Source organism: Agreia sp. PsM10 (assembly GCF_030433855.1).
Lineage (GTDB): Bacteria > Actinomycetota > Actinomycetes > Actinomycetales > Microbacteriaceae > Agreia.
The window spans coordinates 53,684-73,716 of the sequence record NZ_JARUXC010000005.1 but is presented as its reverse complement, the minus strand read 5'-3'; the positions used below and the strand labels follow the sequence as shown (position 1 = coordinate 73,716).

The window sequence follows — 20,033 nt, the reverse complement described above, 5'->3', positions numbered from 1 at the left end:
CCTAGTAGTGGTACAACCGGATCCTCACCGCTCCGGTGCTCGCGTGCATCAGCGGAATCGGAAACTCGGATCTGGCCGGCGGCCTGAGTGGGGGCACCCGGATTCCGTGACCGGATGCGGTCTCGTCCCCGTTCCATCGACGCGCCACGACCGTCTCGCCTGTCGGTCGCTGCGAGAGCTCGTCCGCAGACAGGATCCCCGCCTTCAAGTCGCTGCCCTCGGCTGCCGCGAACGACAACGTGAATCCTCGACCGATTGCCACGAGCTGCCCGTCGGATTCATGGAGGACTATGCCATAAGCCGGCCACGTCGGCTCGAAGAGTCCGAAGCTGTCCTTGCTGCTCACGTCCACAACATACGATCCGAGCGAGAACGAGACCTGATGACGATCCTCGGTCAGAACGAACGCGTGCGTCTCAGTCGACTTTGCCTCGTCGCGCAGCGCGATCGCGTGCGAGAGCAGCGCGTAGCCGTCGGTGAGGGCTGCTTCGTCGGTGTCGCCGTGCTGAATGGAGTCGACCCCGAACGGTGAGACTCCGATTGCGTCGTACTCGCCGATCGCCAGGAACATGTGGCCCACACCGAGAGTCGATCGACGCATCTCCGGGATGAGGAGATGCCCGCTCGCCCTGGTGAAGTCGGAGAAGATCGTGTGAGGGTCCCCGAAATAGTAGTCGGGGGCGAGGATGTCCAGCGTCGGTGCGAGGGTGCGCCAGATAGATGAGACCCGGGGGAGCGGGCCTCCGCTCGGGTAGGAGCCCGGAAGGGCTCCACCTGCGAAGGCCACCTCGGTTGTGGCGTCCGACGGATCGATACGGGAGAGCGCCGGCTGTGGCGAATCTGATGCCGAGTTGTCGAGCCAGGCATTGACGAAGAGAGGAACGTCGAAGGCCGATCGACCGGCTGACGCAACGGCCTCGATGTAACCCGCATAAGCATGGGCCATGAAGGCCTCGTGGGACTGCGGGGTGTCCCCGAACAGTTCGCTCCACGACCCTTCTGTCGAGGAGCCTCTGCTCCGCCAGTCCGTGTGCACCGGCGTGCCGGCTGCATCGGCCAGGGCATCGAGGACGCGCCCGGGCACCGCCGACTCCCACGCGGCTTCTGCCAAAGCGCTGCGATCCCGGGAGTCTCCGAGAAGGCCCACTTCGTTCTCCACCTGCACCATGATGATCGTGCCATGCGAGTCGGCGGCGGCACAGTGTTCCATCAGAGCGAGGAAGGCTCGCGCATCGGCGGCACGTGACTGCAAACAGTATGGCGAGAGGTGCTCGACTCGTCCTTCCGACAGGGATTCGGCGCGGGAGAAGCGCACGCTGTCCTGCTTGACCCACGCGGGCACGTAACTGGACTGGCCGTTCTTCCATGAACCGAACCAGAGAGGGATCAGGCGCAGTCCATGACGCTCGGCTTGATCGAGCATGGCGTCGATCAGGGTGGTGTCGAAGGTGCCCTCTTCAGGTTCGAAGAGGTCCCACGCAATCGGAGCCAGGACCGTGTTGGCTCCGAGCCGCCGAACTCTCTCGAACGACTCGGTGATGGCATTGATCGTGCTTGAACTCGAGTTATGAATTTCTGCGCCGAGAACGGTGAATGGCTTCCCGTCGACGACGAGGCCGGTTGCAGTCAGCCGTGGAGGCCGTGGTGAGAGGTGCGTCATGATGTCTCGATTTCGCGGGTGTGCATGCGGCTACTCCTTCGGCCGGATGTTCCAGAGCGACGGATAGGAGTTGCCCGTCTGGAGCTCGACCGAGGTGTTGGCGTCGGTCACGAATGTCGACTCCGGGCGGTACCACGGCGCGAACCAGGCCTGGTCGACGACGTACTCGTTCACTGCCTGTACGGCGGCGTCGTAGTCGTCTCCGGATGCTGTGCGCACAGTCGCGATAAGGGCGTCGGCCGTGGGGTCGTCGTAGTGGAACGGGTTCCAGGCGGCGTCCGGGGTCAGCTGGAAATTGATGAGTGCCCAGTCGGGGTCCTGCTGCAGGCGCATCCACGAGGCGGAGTACTTCGCGGACAGAAGATCGGCGATGAAGTTGTTGCCGGCGTCGGTGCTCTGCACGGTGACCCCCACGTCCTTCAATTGCTGATCGATCAACGTCCACAGAGAGGATCCCAGCGCCGCGGTTGTGGGCATGGAGATCGTGAGGCCATCCGGATAGCCGGCTTCCGCGAGAAGTTCCCTTGCCTTGGCGGGGTCGTAGGGATAGGCGTCGTCGAGTTCGGGCACGAAGCCGGAGGAGTTCTCGGGGAAGACCTGCGACGTGACGGTGCCGCGGCCCTGCCCCACGGTCTTCAGCAGCGACTCTTTGTCGAAGGCGTAATTGAGCGCCTGTCGTACACTCACGTCTGCAAGCGCGGGCGTCTGCTCACCGGCGCGGTCGAAGAGGATGAGGCCGGTCCAGTCGAGCTCCAGAGCGGTGAGCGTGAATCCGGCGGCTTCGATCTCGGGCAGCGTATTGTCGTCGATGGTCTGGCTCGCATTGACCTGGCCCCCCTTGATCGCATTCAGCAGCGACGTCGGATCCGCGTACACGTTCAGCACGAGGTTGTCGTAGTGCACCGACTCCGGATCCCAGTAGTCGGGATTCTTCGAGAAGACGTAGCTCGAGCCGACGACCGTTTTCGCTTCGTCGAGAATGTAAGGCCCCGATCCGACCGGCTCCGTCTGGATGTCGGCCGAGTCGAACGCGGAAGGGCTCTCGACGAGACCGGCATTCTGGGCCAGGTAGCCGAGCAGCGCCGGATCCGGCGCGCTGAGCGTCACCTCGAGGGTGGTGTCAGTGACAGCGGATACTTTCTGCACGGCGGCAAGGCGAGAGCTGTTCGGCGAGGTTCCGTCGCGGAAACGCAGGAGATTCTGCCCGACGATGTCGGCGGTCATCGCCGTGCCGTCAGTGAATGTGACGTCGTCGCGCAAAGTGAGCGTCAGCGTGGTGTTGTCATCGTTGTAGCTCCACGCGGTTGCGAGACCGGGAATGATCGTTCCGTCGGGTTCGGCTCTGAGAACCGTGTCGTAGACGGCCTGAAGGTATGGCGTCTCGTTCGCCCACGATGCGTCTGCGGCGGCGAATGTGGTCGCCGGTCCGAGCATGCCCAGGGTCAGTGTCGATGAGTCGGTGGACGAATCGGTTTCGCTGGCGCATGCCGCGAGTCCTGCGACCAGCGCGCCGACAGCGATCGTCGCGATCGCGGCTCTTTTCCAGTGGAACATCCTTGGTCCTTTTCAGATATGACGATCTCTCGTAGATCGAGCTGAGGATGACCGTAGCACGAAATTGTTACACGTGCTCGGGTTTGGTGATGACGGCTCCAGGAAGCCAGCGGCGGGCGGCTAGCATGGCGTGCATGACCGTTCAGGATCCTGCCCCCGGCAGCGTGAGAGGCCAGTACGCCAATACCGAGGCTCGGCGGCAGCAGATCATCGATGCCACCACGCTCGTGTTTGCGACGAAGGGCTATACGGGCGGCTCCCTTCGGCAGGTCGCGAAAGACCTCGATCTGAGCATCACCAGCGTGATGCATCACTTTCCGAGCAAGGTGATTCTGCTGGAAGCGGTTCTCGAGAACGCCGACGAGGGTGCACGCGAAGAGTTTCAGTCGCGGACAGAGTCGGAGGGGCTGCTCGGCGGCATCGCTTGGTTGGCCGAGTACAACCTGGGTCATCCGGAGCTTCTGCGACTTCTCGCTGTTCTGGGCGCCGAGGCATCGACGTCGGGGCATGCCGCTCATGCATGGTTTCACCGGCGGTACGTCACGCTTCGAAGCGAGATGGCGGCGGCCGTTCGGCGCGATCAGGCGCTCGGCAGGACTGACTCGTCGGTCGATCCAGACATGGCGGCGGCCGCGGTGATCGCCGTGTGGGATGGCCTGCAACTCCAGTGGCTCACTGATCCGGATGTTCCCTTCGTGCCGGTGTTAATAAAGTCGGTGGGTGTATTGCTCGGCGGGAACGAGATCGCGAGTAGTCACGACTGACCGATCGGAAGTAGCGGCAGCCCACGAAATTGCACCAGAGGCTTAAGAGTGCAACAATGCACTCTATGAATGAAAGTGCAACGATCGATCGGCGTCAGCGGCGCATGGTCGAGACGGCATCCCGCCTCACCTCGATCTCGCGTCGGCTCACGGCGGAACACGGGCTCGGCGGCTTCACGATCGAAGAACTCTGCGATGAGGTCGGCGTCTCTCGGCGCACCTTCTTCAACTACTTCCCCACGAAGGAAGACGCCGTCATCGGTGCCGATCCCGAGGCCGAGTCGCAGGTCTTCGCCGAGCAGTTCCGGGCCCGGGGGTCGCGCGGCTGGCCCGTGGTGATCGACGACCTGCTCGAGCTGGCCATCCAGCATTTCGGTGCCATGGAGGGCACGGCCGAGGAGCACGCCCATTTCTTCGCCGCCCTCGACCGCGAACCGCGTCTTCTCAAGCGCTTCATCGGCATGAACATCGAACGTGAGAAGCAGGTGATCGCCCTCGTCGCCGAACGCGAGGGTGTCACGACCGACGACCTGCGGGCGCAGGCCGTCGTGCACATCCTGTTCAGCCTTCTACGCAGCGTGGGCGACCGCCTGCACGGCCTCGCCGGTCCGACCGACCTCGCCTCACTCCTCACCGAATCCCTCGCCGCCGCACGCACCGTGATGGCCGCTCCCACTCCTCGAAAGGCCCAGCCGTGACCACTGCTTCCACCGCCGAGAGGCCCATGCTCCTCACGAAGAGGCGCATCTGGATCATCTTCGGCGCACTCATCGCCGGCATGCTCCTGTCGAGCCTCGACCAGACGATCGTGTCCACCGCCATGCCCACCATCGTCGGGCAGCTCGGCGGGGTCGAGCACCAGGTCTGGCTGACGACGGCGTACCTGCTCGCGACCACCATTGTGATGCCCGTCTACGGCAAATTCGGAGACGTGCTCGGCCGCCGCAACCTGTTCCTCATCGCCATCGCCCTGTTCACGATCGCCTCGGTCGGCTGCGCGTTCGCGGGCGACTTCACCCAGCTCATCGTCTTCCGCGCCATGCAGGGCCTCGGCGGCGGCGGACTCATGATCCTGTCGCAGGCCATCATCGCCGACATCGTCCCCGCCTCCGAGCGCGGCAAGTACCTCGGACCGCTGGGTGCGATCTTCGGCCTCTCCGCTGTCGGCGGCCCCCTGCTCGGAGGCTTCTTCGTCGACCACCTCACCTGGCAGTGGGCGTTCTACATCAACATCCCCGTGGGCATCGCGGCGTTCGCCATCGCCTGGTTCGCCCTGCGCCTGCCGAGCAAGAAGGCCACGCAGCCGATCGACATCCTCGGCGTGATCCTGCTCTCCGCCTTCACGACCTGCCTCATCTTCTTCACCGACTTCGGCGGCGACAAGACCGACCACGGATGGGCAGCCCCCGAGACGTGGATGTTCGGAGGCGGCATGCTGGTCGCCGCCATCCTCTTCGTCATCGTCGAGGCGCGCGCGAAGGACCCGGTCATCCCGCTGGCGCTCTTCAAGAACCGCACCTTCGTCAACGCGACCCTGATCGGGCTCACACTCGGCCTCGGCATGTTCTCGGCCATCGGATTCATCCCCACGTTCCTGCAGATGTCCTCGGGAACCTCCGCCGCGGCATCCGGACTGCTGATGCTGCCCATGATGGCGGGCCTCATCGGCACGTCGATCGTCTCGGGAATCGCGATCACCCGCACGGGCCGCTACAAGCTCTTTCCGATCGTGGGCACGCTGCTGACGGCCGCCGCGATGGTCGCCATGACGACGCTGACCGCCGAGACGCCCATCTGGCTGATCTGCGTGTTCCTGTTCGTCTTCGGCGCAGGCCTGGGCCTCATCATGCAGGTCGTCGTTCTCGTTGCGCAGAACTCGGTGAACCCGTCGATGGTCGGAACCGCGACGAGCACGAACAACTACTTCCGCGAGGTCGGTGCCTCGCTGGGTGTGGCCGTGTTCGGCACGATCTTCACCACGCGCCTCTCGGAGAACCTCACGACGGTGTTCACGAACGCCGGCGCCAGTGCCTCGGATGCAGCGGCCTCGACATCCACGCTCGACCCGCAGACGCTCTCGCAGCTGCCCGACAGCGTGCGCGACGGCATCGTCACGGCCTACGCCGACGCGTTGGCGCCCGTGTTCTGGTACCTGCTGCCGTTCATCGGACTCGCGTTCCTGCTGTCGCTGTTCCTCAAGCAGATCCCGCTGTCCGACGTCGCCGGCCTCGTGGCCCGCGGCGAGGCGGTCGGGGGAGAGGAAGCCGAACGCCTCGAGGCCGAGGAGCGCTCAGCCGGAGCAGCCTCGTCGGTCACCACGGATGTTCCCGAGAGGTCACACGCCGACGACCGCAGCTGACCGCGGCCGCCAGACCAGCGTGAGCACGATGCCGACGGCGGCGCCGAAGATCGTCTCCACGAGCCGATCGGCGATCAGCGCGCCGCCGTCGGCCGCGTGCGCGAGTTCGATCATGCACAGGGCGAGGGGTGTGACGAACACCATCGTCAGGCCGTAGTTGCGGCCGACGAACAGTTCGGCCGCCACCTGCAGCGCGATCACGACGGCGATCGTGCCGAGGGCGGGCAGGTCGAGTGCGAAGAGAACGGCTGCGAGGCCGATTCCGACGACCGTTCCCAGGATGCGGTGGCCGGCGCGCACGAGCCGCGCCGTCGCATCCGGCCCCGACAGGGCGGCGACCACCGCGACCATCGCCCAGTACGGATGCCCGATGCCCGCCAGGGTGGGCACGGCTCCGGCGACCAGGACTCCCGTGACCAGGCGCGCGACGGCGGATGCTTCGCCCGGCCTGGCGAGGGCGTCTCGGAACGACACGGCGAAGGTCGAACGAGGGCGATGCCGCGCGGACGGCCGGATCGCGCCGATGGCGCCGACGGCCAGCGACAGGGCGGCGCTGGCGGATGCGACGGCCAGGGCGAGACCGATCGTGGCGGGCGAGCTCGGCACCGACGCGCACGCCGCGACGGCGAAGGCCACGAACAGGGCGCCGGGCGGGTGGAGCGCGACGGCGTTCGACAGCAGTGTGGCGAGCGCGGCGGCGGCCGCGACGACGGGCACGACGATCCACTCGCGCGCGTCGGAGATGCCCACGGCTGTTCCGACAACGACGGCCGAGACCATCATGGCGGCCGCCACGGACTGCATGCGGAACCGGGCCAGGTGGCTGTGGCTGCGCCCGTAGAGCGAGGCGAACGCGCCGAAGGTGGCATACAGCGACAACTCGAGGTGGCCGGTGAACCAGAGCGCGAGCAGGGGGACGGCCATGGAGATGCCGGCGCGGAGGGCCACGGTGTGGGCCCCGTTGTGCGGGCCGAATGCGACGAGATGACGGGCGCGGGGCAGGGTGGCGGAGCTCATTGGATATAGTTTACTAGTAAATTACTTCCCGGAGGCACGATGATCGAACGCACGCCCGACGCGCACCGTCCCGCGGACGCGGTCGACGACATCCAGGCCGAATGGCATCGGCTGAGGCCGGATCTCGACCTCGACGCCATCGGTGTCGTGGGGCGCGTGCTGCGCAGCGCCGCTCGCATCGTGCATCACAGCGACGACGTGCTCGCCGCCCACGGCCTCACCAGGGGAGAATTCGACATCCTCGCGGCCCTTCGGCGCTCCGGAGCGCCGCGGTCGCCGGGGGAACTGCGCACGATCTCCCTGGCGACCGCCCCGTCGACGACGAAGAGGCTCAAGGGGCTCGAGCGCCGCGGCCTGGTGCAGCGGTCGTCGAACCCCGCGGACGGCAGGGGAGCGTTGATCGCCCTCACCGACTCGGGTCGGGCCCTCGCCGACGAGGTGTTCCCCCTGCAGCTCTCCGCCGAGGAGGCTCTCCTGGCCGGGCTCACGATGGAAGAGCGCGTGGCCCTCGAGCATTCCCTGGTTCTGCTTCTGGCGAGTATCGAGCGCGGGTGAAGCGCGGGCCTGCTCCGTACCTATAATTCGACGTATGCTCCGGGGGATGATTCGTGCGTCCCACCCGGGGCCCGCCGCCGCAGTCACCCTTGTCACCGTCGTCCTGGCCATCGGAACGGGTGTCGAACCGCTGCGGGTGGTTCTGGTGGGTGCGGCGATGCTGTCGGGCCAGCTGTCGATCGGGTGGAGCAACGACTGGATCGATGCCGACCGCGATACGGCCGTCGCCCGCTCGGACAAGCCGATCGCATCCGGTCTGGTCACGCGCTCTGCGGTTCGAACTGCGGCCGTTGCCGCCGCAGCGATCGCCGTTCCGCTCTCCCTGCTGCTCGGGCCCCTCGCGGCCGTCGTCAACCTCGTGGGCATCGCGTCGGGCTGGAGCTACAACGCGTGGCTCAAGCGCACGCTCGCGTCGGGAGTGCCCTATCTGGTGACCTTCGGAACGCTTCCGCTCTTCGTGACGCTGTCGCTCTCGGAGCCCCGCCCCTCGGCCTGGTGGGCGATCGCCGTGGGAGCGCTCCTGGGCTTCGGCGCCCACTTCGCCAATGTGCTGCCCGATCTCGCCGACGACGCCCGCACCGGAGTGCGGGGACTGCCTCACGCCCTCGGGCGCGGAGCATCCAGCGTGATCGCCTTCTCGTCGCTCGCGCTCGCCTCGATCGTGGCGTGCACCGGCATCGCGGCCGCCTCGCCCGCGCTCGTCGTGGTGGCGGTGATCGGGCTCGTCGCCGGGGTGGCCATCGCAGTCGCCGGCATCGTGCTGGCTCTGACCAGGCCGCCGACGCGACTGCTGTTCCAGCTCATCATCGCCAGCGCCGTCGTCGACGTGATCCTGCTGGCTGCGGCTGGTCCGGCTATCGTCGCGCGGTGATCAATACCAGTGCGGCGAATTCCCGTTCCAGAACGCCAGCGCGTTGCACGGACTGCCGTATCTGCCGCTGATGTAGTTGAGCCCCCAGGTGATCTGGGTGGCTGCATTGGTCGGCCAGTCGCTGGATACGCTTGCCATCTTGTTGGCCGGCAACGACTGGGGGATTCCGTAGGCGCCGCTGCTGGTGTTGTAGGCGTTCACCCGCCAGCCCGACTCTCCGTTCCAGAGAGTGACCAGGCATCCGTACTGGTCGCCACCCCAGCCGTAATTGCCGAGAACGGAAGAGGCGTAGGCCTTGGCCTCTGCCGGTGACGCCACAGACGACGAGTCCGGCACCCACGAACTGCCGTCTCCTCCGGCGTTTGCCGCCGCAGCTGCCGCCTCTGCGTCGGCGGCTGCTTTTCGAGCAGCTTCCTCGGCCGCTTTCGCCTGGCCCTCGCGGTAGCCCTGCTCGGCGGCCGCGGTCGTGTTCTTGAGCGAGGCCAGCTGCTCGTAGAGCGTGGCGCTGTGCGCCTTCTCCTCAGCGACCTGGGCGTCGGCGGCCGCCTTGGCGTCTTCGGCGGCCTCGAGCGCGGTCTCCGCCTCGGTCGACAGTCGGTCGCGCTCGGCGAGCGCGGCGTCGGCTTGCGCTCGCAGCGACGAGGCGTTGTTCGCGGCGATCTCGGCCGCATCGCGCAGGCCGACGGTCTGCGACGTCAACTGGCTCATGGTGCCGAGCTTGTAGAGGAGCTCGTCGGACTTCTCCCCGTTGAGCAGCAGATTGACCGTGCCGTTGTCGCCACCGGACTTGTAGAGCTGGGCCGCGATCTGGCCGACCTGCTTCTTCGTGGACTCGGCCGTGGCCGCAGCCTGATCGGCTCGGGTCTCTAGGTCGTCGGCCGAGGTCTGCGCCGCGTCTCTGTTGTAGGTCGCGATGAGGTACTCCTGACCGCGCTCCAGGGCCTCGTTGCTGAGAGTGGTTGCGGTCGCCTCGAGCTCGTCGAGCAGCCCGGTGATGCGGTCGGCCTCCGCCTGGGCGGTGGCCTCGTTCTGCTTGGCCGCCTGCACGTCGTCCCACGACGGATAGTCGGCGGTGCGGAGAGGCCCCGCGGCCGCGCCCGTCAACGGCACCGCGACGAGCGCGGTGACCGTTGCGAGCACGCCGAGGAATCGCAGAACGGGGTGGGCCATGATTCAAGGGTAGGCGACCCGTCTGGGAATCCCGGGATTAGCGCGACTACGAGAAGATCGGGTCGCGCGTGCGGCTGCGCTTGAGCTCGAAGAATCCGTCGTACGACGCGACTGCGACGACGCCGTCCCAGAGGGCGAGCGCCTCGTCTCCGTGGGGTGCCGGCGAGATGACGGGGCCGAAGAACGCCACGCCGTTCACCGCGATGATCGGCGTTCCGACGTCGTCGCCGACGAGGTCGATGCCGCTGCGGTGCGACGCGCGGAGCTCGGCCTCGAATTCGAACCGGCCATCGGCATCCGGAAGCGCGCGATCGGCGATCGACGCATCGAGACCGGCCTCGGCCAGCGACTCGACGATCACGGCCTCGACGTCGGTCGCCCGCTCGTCGAGATGGATGCGCGTGCCGAGTGCGTCGTACAGCGGCTTGAGCGTGGACTCGCCGTGCAGGGCCTCGGCGGTCGCCACCACCCGGGCGTAGCGCAGGGCGCGCGGGAAGAACGCGCGGTAGGACTCGTCGACGTCGTTGTTCTCGTTGAGGATCGCCAGGCTCATGATGTGCCAGTGCACATCGAGGTCGCGGTGTCCCGCGACCTCATCGACCCAGCGGCTCGCCATCCATGCCCAGGGGCAGGAGGGGTCGAACCAGAAATCCACGCGTGTTCTGTCATTGGTCATGGTGCAATCCTCTCAACTGTGTCGCCGCATGACGACATTCATCGCGCATTCAGGATCTCGTTTCCTCGGCGTGGAATAATCCCGGAGGTACATGCATTTGTATCGAAGTGGGTTCTGCTCCCACTCCCTTCTGTCTCAGACGAAAAGAGAAATCATGACCGACACGATCACCATCCCGGGTTACAAAGCCGGCACCTGGACCATCGACCCCTCGCACTCCGAGGTCTCGTTCAGCGTTCGCCACCTGCTCATCAGCAAGGTCAAGGGCAAGTTCGAGAAGTTCGACGCCACGTTCACCACCGGCGAGAACCCCCTCGACTCGAGCGTCTCCGCCAAGGCGGAGGTCGTCTCGATCAACACGAACGACGAGAACCGCGACGGTCACCTGCGCACCAACGACTTCTTCGACGCCCCCACGCACCCCGAGCTGACCTTCGTGTCCACGGGCATCCGCTACGAGGGCGGCGACTTCCTCGTCGACGGCGACCTCACGATCAAGGGCGTCACCAAGCCGGTCACGTTCGACCTCGAGTTCGGCGGCTTCCAGGACGACCTGTACGGCAACTACAAGGCCGGACTGACCGCGACCACCAAGATCAACCGCAACGACTTCGGTGTCAGCTGGAACGCGCCGCTCGAGACCGGCGGAGTCCTCGTCGGCGACGAGGTCACCATCACGATCGACCTTCAGGCCTCGCTCCAGAAGTAGTCACTCTCCGGCGGGTCGTCCGCCTGTCGAAGCCGTCGCCCGGAATCACCGGTCGGCGGCTTCGTCGTGTGCGGGGCGAGCGCGTCGTGCCGGCCTGTTGACGACTCGCTGCAGGATCGCGCTGAGCGTGTAGGCGAGGAACGCCCACGGGCCGACGAACACTGCCAGAACGACGACGACGACACCCAGTCCCACCGCGACGAAACCGTTCGTGCGGTATCTGCGCCGGGTCTCGTCGGACAGACCCGCGACGAGTCCGCGCTTCGAGCCGGTCGCGTATTCCCATTGCGCCACGCCCATCGCGACGACGAACAGGAAGTTGATCGGCAGGGCGAGGCGCCCCGCCAGAAGTTCCGAGTACTCGCTGTTCAGGCTCGTGGTGAAGGGGATCAGCACCACCCCGAGCAGCCGCACCGTGTTGAGCAGGGTCAGGGTGCTGTCGACGCGTTCGAGGTACTCGAACTGCCGCACGTGAACCGACCAGAGAAAGCACAGCAGCAGGAAGCTGATCACGAACGAGAGCAGGTTCTGCTGCAGCCCGAGCAGCTCGCGCCAGAGCTGGTCGTTCGTCGTGGCCCTGTCGAACCCGTCGATCGTCAGGTCGAGCACCAGCAGGGTCGCCGCGATCGCGAAGACGCCGTCGGTGAAGGCCTCGACCCGTCGCGTCGAGACCGGCTGCCGTGCGTCCGAGGGGAGATCCGCTGCCATAATCCGACCTTAGCGGCGTGCGGCCATCAGGCCGAGTGCTTCGAGCGTCTCGCGCGGGCGCTCGACATGGGCGAAATGGCCGCAGTCGCCGATCTCGGCGAGCGTGGCCTGCGGTATCGCTCCGAGCAGGCCCGTGAGGTCGCGGTACGGCACGAACGAGTCCTTGTCGCCCCGCACCGCCCAGACGGCGCAGCAGATGGCCCGCCATCGCCTCATCGGGTCGTAGCCGCGCGTCGCGTCGGCGGCGCGCACGAAGCTGTCGGGTCGAACCTCGTCGGCCAGCGCCTCGATCACCGAGCGTGGCACGCGCAGAGGGTGACGGAACAGGGGGCTCACGGCGAGTCTCAGCAGCCCGGCGCGCCGCACGGCCTGCACGAGCCGGATGCCCCGGTCGCCTCCCATCCGGAGCGCCCGGAACACGGCGAGCAGCATCGTGAAGCCGGGCACCGCCCGGAACGATCGCACCGGGTGCTCCACGCTGGCCAGAACCGAGAATGTCGTGGCCGAGATCAGTCGCACTGCCTCGACCTCAGCCGGCCGTGTCGCTGCCAGGTGCAGCGCGATGAAGGCGCCGAGGGAGTGTCCGGTGATGTCGGCGCGGTCGTAGCCGAGCTGCGTGTGCACGATCTGCCACACGACGTCGGCGAGGGCGTCGAGGGTGAGCTGCGACCGGATGCGAGGGCCGGGCGAGGCGCCCCAGCCCGGCAGGTCGATGGCGACGACGTCGGTGAGCGGATGGCCTGCGGCGACGGCGGTCTCGATGAGGGGCGCCCAGGTCGTCCAGGATCCTGCCGCCCCGTGCAACAGGAGGGTTGCGGTCGATCCGCTCTTCGTGGGCGAGCGGTGCACGCGCACCGGCCCGAGAGGGGTGTCGACCGTGATCGGCACCAACTGCAGGGATGCCGCGTCATCGTCGAGGCCGAACGGGGCGTACAGCGCGTCGGCGGTGTCGGGATCGGTCATGTCTCCCCGTATTCGTAGGCGGCACGGGCGTCGGATTGCGCCTGGGCCGGCGGGCGCCGATCAGGAGTCGGTCAGTCGCTGATCACGCGTCGACGACCGTCGTCGACCCGGGCTGCACGCCGAGATACCGGGCATAGCCGGCGGCAGCTCTCTCGACGCGCCCCACGGTCGTTCGCGCCATCGGCTCGAACGCGGTCGCCACCGTGTCGACCGTGCCGCGACGGATCGTTCGCCGCCACGTGGCCACGACCTGCCCGTTCGCCACGACCATGGGCAGGAAGATGCCGTTCGCCCCCGGCACGACCCGCTCGCTGTGCTCCGGCGGAAGCACCGCGTCGCGATCGGCGTAACCCAGAAGGTACTCGTCGAAGCCGGGCAGCAGCAGCACGGGGGGAGCGGGACGGGCCTCGGTCTGCTCTGCGCCGAGGTAGTAGACGGTGTCGTCGACGACGATCTGGCGCAGTCGGTCGCCCGCACCCTCGACTGCCCTCCGTGCCTCCGGCACGAGGATCTTGCTCCACCACAGCAGATCCCGCAGCGTCGCGGGTCCGTGAGAGGTGAAGTAGCGCACGGCCAGCTCGGTCAGGGCCTCGTCGGGCGAGAGGCGACGAGGCTCGGGGATCCACTCGTCGGTGAGCACCACCGCCTGGCCCGTGCCCTGCATCGGCCCGAAGCAGATGAGCCCGGTGTGGGCCAGGTACCAGAGCAGGTTGCCGCCTCGCTGATGGTCGGTGGCGACCCCGGATGCGTCGAGCTCGGCGAAGAGGTCGGCCCGCGACAGCCGGGCGCCGCCCCGCAGGGCCCCGCGCACGACGTCGGTGGTGCGGGCGAAGACCGACTCGTCGAGACCGAGGCCAGCGTGCCTCGTGGCGGCACCCCGCACGATCCTGTCGCGGGTGAGCTCGAGCATCCAGCCGAGATCGACCGCCGGGGTCACGTGGAGCGTTCCCCGAAAGGGCCACGAGCGCACGATCGTGCCCGTATCGAAGGCCCGGTCGACGTCGGCGAGTGTCGAGGAAGGGCTGCGCACGGCCAGGGCCCACTGCGCGCTCGAGAGGTCTTGTGCCTGCAGGGCGAGCATCGCCGTGGCCACGTCGGCGGGTTCGGCGAGCGTGCTGCCCGAGAGGCGCTGCGCGGCAAGCCGGAGGCTCGCGATCATGGTGCGGTCTGTGCGGCGCATCTGCCTATTGTGCGCCTCGGCTCGCCCGCCGCACTACGACGCTTCGCGCGCCTGATGGCGCTGGGTCTGCTGCCACTGCGCCCAGAGTGCCTTGAGGTCCCAGGCGTTGCTCGCCTCGATGGAGATGCCGCGCTCACCCGTTCGCCTCGTCTTGCCCTGGATCACCATGAGTTTCGTGCCGAACAGCAGCGCACCCGCACGGTCTTGTGCCTCCTCGAAGAAGGTCGAGTCCGAGCATCCGGAGCCGTCGTCGAGGCTGATGAAGACGACGCGTTTGCCGCTGCGCATCGGCGGTGTCTGCGTGGCCACGCGGATGCCGGCCACCAGCACGGTCGTGCCGTTCCAGCATCCGAGCAGCTCGCTCGCCGGGATCACGCCCAGCTCGTCGAGCAGGGGACGGTAGCTCTCGATCACGTGCTCGCTCACCTCCATCTGCAGAACGTCGAGTTCGGTGGCGACGCGCTCGACCATGCTCGGTTCGGGGTTCGCCTCGGTGAGCTGCTCGCGGTCGTCGACGAAGATCGGCAGCGTGGGCTGGGCGTTGCGCGTCGCCGGGCGTCTGGCGCGGGCGACCAGCTCGCGCACCCGGGCCATCACATCTCCGCGGGTGGGCTGCGCACCGCCCGACGAGCCGTCGTGCGCTGCGAGCGAGTCGAGCGCCCCGACGAGGGCGAGTCGGGTGAGGAGCGCGCGCGACGGCGCGGCCCGCTGGTAGAAGTCGCCGATGCCCGCGTAGGGCTGGCCTGCGAGGATGCGGTCGAGCTCTGCGGAGCTGATGCCGTGCACATCACTGAGCGACAGCCGGATTCCGAGGATCACGTCGTCGGGATCGGCGAGCACGCCGTGTGATCGGGGCGGCTCGATGCGCTCGACCCTGTAGACGTCGCGCGAGGCGCTGACGTCGAGGGGCAGGATGGGCACGCCCATGCGTCGGGCTTCGGCGAGCAGCAGCCGGCGCGGGTACATGCCCGGGTCATGGGTGAGCAGGGCGGCCACGAATTCGGCCGGGTAGTGGGTCTTCAGCCAGGCGCTCTGAAATGTCGGCAGCGCGAAGGCGGCTCCGTGGGCCTTGCAGAATCCGAAGGAGCCGAAGCCCTTGAGCACGGCCCAGATGCGTTCGATCGCTGCATCGTCGTAGCGGCGGACACCCGTGGCGTCGACGTTCGCGGCGGTATCGAGCCGGAACCGCTCCTCCACCCGCGCCTCGGGATGCTCGATGGTTCGCCGCAGCTCGTCGCCCTCGGCGAGGGTGACCTGCATGCACAGGGCGAAGATGCGCAGGATCTGCTCGTGGTAGATGACGACCCCGTAGGTGCTCTCGAGGAAGGGTCTGAACGACGGGTGCAGATACTGCGGCTGGGCGAAGCCGTGCTTCACGTCGAGGAACGGGGCCACCATGTTGCCCTTCATCGGCCCGGGTCTGAACAGCGAGATGTCGGCGATGAGGTCTTCGAACTCGGTGGGCTGCATCTTGCCGATGAGTTCGCGTTGGCCCGGGCTCTCGATCTGGAACATGCCGAGGGTGCGGGTGGTTCGGATCGCCTCGAACGTCTGCTCGTCGTCGAGCGGGATCTCGTCGAGTTCGATGATGCCGTCGGCGCTGACGTAGCGCGCGTCGACCGGAAGGCCGCCGGCATGGGCCGCGCGACGGCCGTGGATGCGCTGGATCTCGGATACCGCATAGGCGAGGGAGCTCTGCATGCGCACGCCGAGCACGTCGAGCTTCAGAAGGCCCGCGTCATCCATGTCGTGCTTGTCGTACTGGCTCATCGGAAGCCCCATGCCGCTCGGCTGCACCGGGGTCGTGCTGAGCAGGTCGTCGTTGCCGAGGATGACGCCGCACGGGTGCATGCTGATGTGTCGGGGAAGACGGTCGAGCCGTTCGGTGAGGTCGACGAGCATGTCGATCTGGGCGTCGTTCTTCACGAGCGCGGCGATCTCGCGCAGCTCGGGTTTCTCGGTGAGCACCTGGCGGAAGTCGCGGGCGTTGAACCGCCACAGGTTGGTGGCGACGAGGTCGATCTGGGCGTCGTCGAGCCCGAGGGCCAGCCCGGCGTCGCGCGCCGCGCCCCGTGCCCGGTAGGTGTTCTGCATCGACATGAGGCTGACCCGGTTCGGGCCGAACCGATCGAAGATCGCCCGGTAGATGTCGTGCCGCCGCGCGGACTCGACGTCGATGTCGATGTCGGGCAGGGTCGACCTCGCGTTGCCGAGAAAGCGCTCGAACAGCAGATCGTGCCGCGCGGGGTCGACATTCGAGATGCGCAGAAGGTAGTTCACCAGGCTGCCCGCACCGGAACCGCGCGCCTGGTTGCGCACCTTCATGGAGCGCATCAGCGACGACACCTCGGCCACGGTGAGGAAATAGCTGGCGAATCCGAACCCCGCGATCGTCGAGAGCTCGTCGTCGAGGCGTGTTCGCAGTGATTCGAGTTCGCTCGGTTTCGCATCGGCATAGCGCTCGAGCAGCCCGGACTCGCTGCGGCGGCGCAGTTCGACGACCGGGTCGCCCTCGATGCCGAGCACGGCCGGGGAGGGGATCTTGGGACGACGCCAGGCCAGGTCTGCGTGCGGGTCGAGCCGGCAGGCGTCTGCGAGGCGCTCGGTGGCGGAGAGCAGTTGTTCGGCGGCGGACCGCGGCAGAGCCGAGTGGTCGACGACGAGCAGGGCGATCCGCCTCATGGTCTCGGCGGGCTTGAGCCAGGCCTGGGCATTGGCCTGCGGCTGGAAGGCCCCGAGGGGGCGCAGCCTGTCGGCCGCGTCGAGCACGTCGCCCGTGACCGCGTCGTCGGGCTGCAGATAGCGCACGGCGTTGCTGAGCACGGCGGGCACGCCGACCGTGTCGGCGAGCTCGAGCAGGCGCGCGGCATGGCGGATGCTCGCCCGGTCGCCCGGTTCGGTGAGGTGGCAGACGATCTCGACCGCGAGCGCTCCCGGCAGCAGGCGCTTCCACTCGGCCAGGAGCGACGCCGCCAGAGAGAGGTCTGCGGCGGCGACGGCCTGCGCCACATCGGAGTCGGGCCCGAGCAGCACGGTCGCGACGGGGCCGGATTCGCCGAGGATGAACCCGCCCGGCCTGGACTTCTGCACGCCGACATCGCCCGGCTGCCGGGGCATGCCGTCGGCGGCCGGGCTGTGGGCGGCGCTGATGAGACGACAGAGCGCGGCCCAGCCCTCGCCGGAGTTCTGGCCGTGGGCGAGCACGGTGATGCGGGCCGGCGACGCGGCGGAGGGCGTGGCGACGTCGGCTGAACCGCGTCGTCGTTCGGGCAGCAGCGCGAGATCGACGCCGACGATCGCGTCGATGCCCGCGGAGAGGCAGGCGCGCACGTGGCGGATCGCGCCGTAGAGGCCGTCTCGATCAGTGATGGCCGCGGCCTCGGCGCCGTCGTGCACCGCGGCGGCCACGAGGGCCTCGGGCTGCGATGTGCCGAAGTGCGCGGAATAGGCCGACGCGACATGCAGATGGGTGAACCGGGCCATGGCCGTCAGACGAAGAGCTGTGCGTCGAGCACGTCGTCGGATGCGCGGCTCAGGCTCCAGACGCCGGTGGCGGCGTGCAGGCCGAGGTCGAACGTGCCGTCGAGTCGCGAGGCGCCGTCGGTGAGGGGGAGGGCGTCGACCCTCCACATCTCACGATCGATCAGTGTGTCACCCGCGCCGCGCGGCGCCCGGGCGTCGAGCTGCCACCAGGGACGCCGCGCGAACCAGCGTTCCGGCGCGCTGATGACCCCGTAGACGACACCGCGCCACACGAAGCGCACGGGGGAGCCGTCGTCGGACAGCTCGACGCTCACGGGTTCGTCGATGTTCATAGGCCGCTCTCCGTTCGGGAGACATTCGAATATATCTTCTATATTCGAAGTGTACGAAGCAGCACCGACATGCGCCAGTCGAACCGGCGTGGCGGCAGACGGTCAGTGGCGGCAGACGATCAGTGGTCGCAGAGCGTCAGAGCACGCCGGCGTCGTGGAGCTGTGCCGAGAGGCCGGCGCCGTCGGGTGCATAGACCCAGGTCGCGCCGGTGCGCTCGGTGTGCACCTCGTCTTTCGAGCGCCCGCCGGCCAGCACGGCCTCGCTGTTCGAGAGCTGCCGGATAGCGACGGCGGCGACGTTCTGGGGGAAGTCGGTGGTGAACTCGGCGTAGATCTCTTCGTCGTGCTGGCCGTCGTCGCCGATCAGCAGCCATCGCACGTCGGGGAACTCCCGGGCGAGCCGGCGCAGATTCTCGCGCTTGTGTTCGCGCCCGCTCCGGAACCAGCGGTCGTGGGTCGGCCCCCAGTCGGTGAGCAGCAGCGGGCCCGCGGGGTAGAGGTTGCGCGAGAGGAAACGCGTGAGGGTGGGGGCGACGTTCCAGGCGCCCGTCGAGAGGTAGATCACGGGAGAGCCCGGGTTCTCCGTGGTCAGGCGCTCGAGCAGCACGGCCATGCCGGGCGTGGGCACTCGGGCGTGCTCGTCGAGCACGAAGGTGTTCCATGCGGCGAGCAGCGGACGCGGCAGCGCCGTGACCATCACCGTGTCGTCGATGTCGCTCACCACGCCGAAGCGGGTCGAGTCCTCGAGCACGAACACGGGGGCCTCGACGGTCTTGCCGCCCTCCGCTCCGATCGTGACCGTCTGCCAGCCGGGCTCGAGCGCGACCTCGATGACGACATCCACGACCCCGCCGCGGTCGGCCGAGACGGTGTGCGAGCGGCCGCCCGCCTGGATCGTGACCGGCACGTTGCCGAACGGCACGCTCGTGAAGCTGCGCCATCCCCTGACGCTCTCGATGTGCTTCTGGGCCTTGCGATCCGCTCGCGAGCCCGGGCGAGCGGGCGTCGTGAGCAGCACGCGGGCGAGCACCCGGAGCCACGTGGTCGAGCCGTATCCCGCGTAGGGGATGATCGTGGGGACCTTGCCGCTGGCCTGCGCACGCTTCTGCCGGAACTCGTGCACGGCGTCTTCGATGCGTGCCGCGCGGTGCATGATGACCTCGGCACCCTGCTTGGCCGAGAGTGTCTTGTCTGCTTTCCGCACACCCCAGTGTTGCACGCATCCCCCTCGGGGGTCGGGGTCAGTGCACCGGAAGGACGAGCTCGGGAGAGTCGTTGCCGACCGTGCCGACGGCCGTGCCCACCGTGTGGAACACCATGTCGTCGGCGAGTTCCTCGGCCGCGAGCGAGATCTCCGCCAGCAGCCGTGCGTCTCCGGCGGTGCGCGGATCGAGCCAGTCCTCCATGAGGCCCGGCTCGAGAAACACCGGCATCCTCTCGTGCAGCGAGGCGAGCGGCCCGGCGCCCTCCCGGGTGAGGATCGTCGTCGACAGCAGCCAGCGCGCGGGGTCGTCGGCCGCAGCGGCCGGGTTGCGCCACCATTCGTACAGGCCCGCGAAGAGGATGGGCTCGTCGTCGTTCGACGACACGAACTGCGGGGTCTTGCCGCCGTCGGGCGCGATCAGCCACTCGTAGTATCCCGAGGCCGGGATCGCAGCACGGCGCGAGACGACGGCCTCGCGGAAGGCCGGTTTCTCGGCGGCCGTCTCGATGCGCGCGTTGAACAGGGGTGCGGATGCCGTGGGCTCGGTCGCGAACGACGGCACCAGTCCCCAGCGCGCCGCCTCCAGCCGTCTCAGCACCTCGGGGGCGTTCTCGTCGGTCGCCGCGGCGCGGTTGACGGCGTCGATGATCACCGGGACGCGTTGGGTCGGCGCGACGTTCCATGACGGCTCCGGCAGGTCCGCTCCCTCCACATCGACATCGAAGAGGGCGACGAGGTCACCGGCTGCACGAGACACGACGAAACGACCACACATGTGCTCTATTCTGCCGCCCCCGCCCAACTAGTATGATCACGACATCCCTTATG

At 67.8% G+C, this 20,033-nt stretch carries 18 protein-coding genes; 6 read left to right on the top strand and 12 right to left on the bottom strand.

Annotated features, from left to right (window positions below; genetic code table 11):
• Position 1: 1 nt before the first annotated feature.
• A complete protein-coding gene (locus QCD70_RS07905; RefSeq protein ID WP_301214858.1) occupies positions 2–1,660 on the bottom strand; it encodes a DUF5597 domain-containing protein in 1,659 nt (552 codons plus the stop codon).
• A gap of 30 nt (positions 1,661–1,690) precedes the next feature.
• Entirely contained in the window at positions 1,691–3,214 is a 1,524-nt protein-coding gene (locus tag QCD70_RS07900; protein WP_301214856.1) for an ABC transporter substrate-binding protein, read from the bottom strand.
• A 134-nt stretch (positions 3,215–3,348) separates the two neighbouring features.
• Between QCD70_RS07900 and QCD70_RS07895 the strand changes: the two genes are divergently transcribed.
• The 3 genes from QCD70_RS07895 (at position 3,349) to QCD70_RS07885 (ending at position 6,337) form a co-directional block, all read left to right on the top strand.
• The gene (locus QCD70_RS07895) at positions 3,349–3,978 is read left to right on the top strand and encodes a TetR/AcrR family transcriptional regulator (protein ID WP_301214854.1); all 630 of its coding nucleotides are present in this window, start codon (positions 3,349–3,351) and stop codon (positions 3,976–3,978) included.
• Positions 3,979–4,043: 65 nt separating this feature from the next.
• Complete coding sequence (locus QCD70_RS07890) at positions 4,044–4,676, top strand: TetR family transcriptional regulator (RefSeq protein WP_301214852.1); 633 nt, start codon at positions 4,044–4,046, stop codon at positions 4,674–4,676.
• A 26-nt stretch (positions 4,677–4,702) separates the two neighbouring features.
• Positions 4,703–6,337: an MDR family MFS transporter gene (locus QCD70_RS07885; protein ID WP_301215280.1), complete on the top strand. Its 1,635-nt coding sequence runs from the start codon at positions 4,703–4,705 to the stop codon at positions 6,335–6,337.
• On the opposite strand, the gene QCD70_RS07880 is transcribed toward QCD70_RS07885, so the two are convergent.
• Positions 6,314–7,354 carry an FUSC family protein gene (locus QCD70_RS07880; protein WP_301214850.1) on the bottom strand — a complete coding sequence of 347 codons (1,041 nt, stop codon included), beginning with the start codon at positions 7,352–7,354 and terminating at the stop codon, positions 6,314–6,316. The two genes, QCD70_RS07885 and QCD70_RS07880, sit on opposite strands and share 24 nt — an antisense overlap.
• A 39-nt stretch (positions 7,355–7,393) precedes the next feature.
• On the opposite strand from QCD70_RS07880, the gene QCD70_RS07875 reads away from it, so the two are divergent.
• Both QCD70_RS07875 and QCD70_RS07870 read left to right on the top strand, forming a co-directional pair.
• Positions 7,394–7,909 (top strand): MarR family winged helix-turn-helix transcriptional regulator, encoded by a 516-nt coding sequence (locus QCD70_RS07875; RefSeq protein ID WP_301214848.1) that lies wholly within the window; start codon positions 7,394–7,396, stop codon positions 7,907–7,909.
• A 46-nt stretch (positions 7,910–7,955) separates the two neighbouring features.
• The gene (locus tag QCD70_RS07870; RefSeq protein ID WP_301214846.1) at positions 7,956–8,780 is read left to right on the top strand and encodes a UbiA family prenyltransferase; all 825 of its coding nucleotides are present in this window, start codon (positions 7,956–7,958) and stop codon (positions 8,778–8,780) included.
• On the opposite strand, the gene QCD70_RS07865 is transcribed toward QCD70_RS07870, so the two are convergent.
• Positions 8,781–9,950, bottom strand: coding sequence for a coiled-coil domain-containing protein (locus tag QCD70_RS07865; protein ID WP_301214843.1), 1,170 nt, complete (start codon positions 9,948–9,950; stop codon positions 8,781–8,783).
• A gap of 46 nt (positions 9,951–9,996) precedes the next feature.
• A complete protein-coding gene (locus QCD70_RS07860) occupies positions 9,997–10,626 on the bottom strand; it encodes a mycothiol-dependent nitroreductase Rv2466c family protein (RefSeq protein WP_301214841.1) in 630 nt (209 codons plus the stop codon).
• Between the two features lie 154 nt (positions 10,627–10,780).
• Here QCD70_RS07860 and QCD70_RS07855 point away from each other — a divergent pair, with 154 nt between their 5' ends.
• Positions 10,781–11,335 carry a YceI family protein gene (locus tag QCD70_RS07855; RefSeq protein WP_055931921.1) on the top strand — a complete coding sequence of 185 codons (555 nt, stop codon included), beginning with the start codon at positions 10,781–10,783 and terminating at the stop codon, positions 11,333–11,335.
• Between the two features lie 45 nt (positions 11,336–11,380).
• Here the strand turns inward: QCD70_RS07855 and QCD70_RS07850 are convergent, their stop codons facing one another.
• From QCD70_RS07850 to QCD70_RS07820, 7 genes are all read right to left on the bottom strand, one after another.
• Complete coding sequence (locus tag QCD70_RS07850; protein WP_301214838.1) at positions 11,381–12,043, bottom strand: TMEM175 family protein; 663 nt, start codon at positions 12,041–12,043, stop codon at positions 11,381–11,383.
• Between the two features lie 9 nt (positions 12,044–12,052).
• Positions 12,053–13,006 (bottom strand): alpha/beta fold hydrolase, encoded by a 954-nt coding sequence (locus tag QCD70_RS07845; RefSeq protein ID WP_301214836.1) that lies wholly within the window; start codon positions 13,004–13,006, stop codon positions 12,053–12,055.
• Between the two features lie 82 nt (positions 13,007–13,088).
• The gene (locus QCD70_RS07840) at positions 13,089–14,186 is read right to left on the bottom strand and encodes a winged helix DNA-binding domain-containing protein (RefSeq protein WP_301214834.1); all 1,098 of its coding nucleotides are present in this window, start codon (positions 14,184–14,186) and stop codon (positions 13,089–13,091) included.
• A 33-nt stretch (positions 14,187–14,219) separates the two neighbouring features.
• The gene (locus QCD70_RS07835) at positions 14,220–17,669 is read right to left on the bottom strand and encodes a DNA polymerase III subunit alpha (RefSeq protein ID WP_301214832.1); all 3,450 of its coding nucleotides are present in this window, start codon (positions 17,667–17,669) and stop codon (positions 14,220–14,222) included.
• 5 nt (positions 17,670–17,674) lie between these two features.
• Positions 17,675–18,001: a DUF6504 family protein gene (locus QCD70_RS07830; RefSeq protein WP_301214830.1), complete on the bottom strand. Its 327-nt coding sequence runs from the start codon at positions 17,999–18,001 to the stop codon at positions 17,675–17,677.
• A gap of 136 nt (positions 18,002–18,137) precedes the next feature.
• A complete protein-coding gene (locus QCD70_RS07825) occupies positions 18,138–19,154 on the bottom strand; it encodes an App1 family protein (RefSeq protein WP_301215278.1) in 1,017 nt (338 codons plus the stop codon).
• A gap of 88 nt (positions 19,155–19,242) precedes the next feature.
• Positions 19,243–19,980: an SOS response-associated peptidase gene (locus QCD70_RS07820; protein ID WP_301214828.1), complete on the bottom strand. Its 738-nt coding sequence runs from the start codon at positions 19,978–19,980 to the stop codon at positions 19,243–19,245.
• Positions 19,981–20,033 lie beyond the last annotated feature (53 nt).